The organism is Rhodoferax sp. UBA5149, assembly GCF_002413825.1.
Lineage (GTDB): Bacteria > Pseudomonadota > Gammaproteobacteria > Burkholderiales > Burkholderiaceae_C > Rhodoferax.
Window position 1 is genome coordinate 1 of record NZ_DHXT01000156.1, and the last position, 1697, is coordinate 1697.

Below are 1697 nucleotides of genomic sequence, written 5' to 3' on the forward strand. Positions count from 1 at the left end.
GACGAGCTGGGCGGCCGCGCCGAAATGTCGGCCTTCATGACCCAGCACGGTTTTGGCTACAAGATGTCGGCCGAAAAAGCGTACTCCACCGACTCCAACATGCTGGGCGCCACGCACGAGGCCAAAGACCTGGAGTTTCTCAACAGCGGTATGAAGATCGTCAACCCCATCATGGGCGTGGCGTTCTGGAAGGACGAAGTCGAGGTCAAGCGCGAAGAAGTCACGGTGCGTTTCGAAGAAGGCCGGCCGGTCGCGCTCAATGGCGTGGTATTCACCGATCTGGTGGCACTGATTCTGGAAGCCAACCGCATCGGCGGCCGCCACGGCCTGGGCATGAGCGACCAGATCGAAAACCGCATCATCGAAGCCAAGAGCCGCGGCATCTATGAAGCCCCCGGCCTGGCGCTGCTGTTTGCCGCCTACGAGCGACTGGTCACCGGCATCCACAACGAAGACACCATCGAACAATACCGCGACAACGGGCGCAAGCTGGGCCGCCTGCTGTATCAGGGCCGCTGGTTCGACCCGCAGGCCATCATGCTGCGCGAAACGGCCCAGCGCTGGGTGGCGCGCGCCATCACCGGCGAAGTGACGCTGGAGCTGCGTCGTGGCAATGACTACTCGCTGCTGAACACCGATTCGCCCAACCTGACCTACCACCCCGAGCGCCTGAGCATGGAAAAGGTGGAAGACGCTCCGTTCTCCCCACTGGACCGCATCGGCCAGCTGACCATGCGCAACCTGGACATCGTGGACACGCGCGCCAAGCTGGGCATCTACGCCCAAGCGGGCCTGCTGTCACTGGGCGAAGGGGGTGATTTCCTCAACCTGACCGACAAGGCCGCCAAATAAACCAGCCTGGCAAAGCCGCTAACATGGCGGCTCTTTTCAAACATCCAAGGACACCATGAGCACCTCCAGCATCGCCAACGTCACCGTGACCACCCAGGCCAACGTCTACTTTGACGGCAAATGCGTGAGCCACGGCATCACCTTCGCGGATGGCACAAAGAAATCGGTAGGCGTGGTGCTGCCGTCCACCCTGACCTTCAACACCGGCGCGCCGGAAATCATGGAGTGCGTGGCGGGCAGCTGCGAATACAAGCTGGCCGGCACCAATGCCTGGGTGAAGTCGGCGCCCGGTGACAAATTCAGTGTCCCCGGCAACTCATCGTTCGAGATTCGGGTGACCGAGGCCTACCACTACATCTGCCATTTCGGCTGATTCAAACCACCAAAGGCTCCGGCTCCAGCCGGATGCCAAAGCGCTCGTAGACGCTGGTTTGGATCGCCCGGGCCAGCGTCATCAGCTCGCCGCCCGTGGCCCCACCCCGGTTCACCAGCACCAGCGCCTGTTTTTCATAGACGCCGGCATTGCCGACTGACTTGCCCTTCCAGCCACAGGCGTCAATCAGCCAGCCGGCGGCCAGCTTGACCGAGCCGTCAGCCAGGTGGTAGTACACAATTTTGGGATCGCGCGCAATGATGTCGGCACATTGCTCGGGCGTGACGGTGGGGTTTTTAAAAAAACTCCCGGCATTGCCGATCACGTCGGGATCCGGCAATTTGGCGCGGCGGATGTCACAAATCCATTGGTACATTTGCTGTGCCGAGGGCTGCGTGATGTTCGACTCCGCCATCTTCCTCTCAATATCCGCGTAGCCCAGCACCGCCTTCCAGGGCTTGGGCAGCGCGAA

General features: G+C 61.5%; 2 protein-coding genes and 1 pseudogene. 2 read left to right on the forward strand and 1 reads right to left on the reverse strand.

The features are described from left to right. Together argG and B3V69_RS13565 are read left to right on the forward strand one after the other, a co-directional pair. The coding region (gene argG / locus B3V69_RS13560; protein ID WP_296447374.1) for an argininosuccinate synthase at window positions 1-852 on the forward strand (852 nt) is incomplete at its 5' end. Between the two features lie 55 nt (window positions 853-907). Next, entirely contained in the window at window positions 908-1225 is a 318-nt protein-coding gene (locus tag B3V69_RS13565; protein WP_296447375.1) for a pyrimidine/purine nucleoside phosphorylase, read from the forward strand. 1 nt (window position 1226) lies between these two features. Here B3V69_RS13565 and B3V69_RS13570 read toward each other — a convergent pair. After that, window positions 1227-1697 (reverse strand): annotated as a pseudogene (locus B3V69_RS13570) (UDP-N-acetylenolpyruvoylglucosamine reductase); the annotation flags it as partial.

What these genes read in the sequence shown, in the direction of transcription:
- B3V69_RS13565 (WP_296447375.1), top strand. Translation starts at nt 908, where the DNA reads ATGAGCACCTCCAGCATCGCCAACGTCACCGTGACCACCCAGGCCAAC.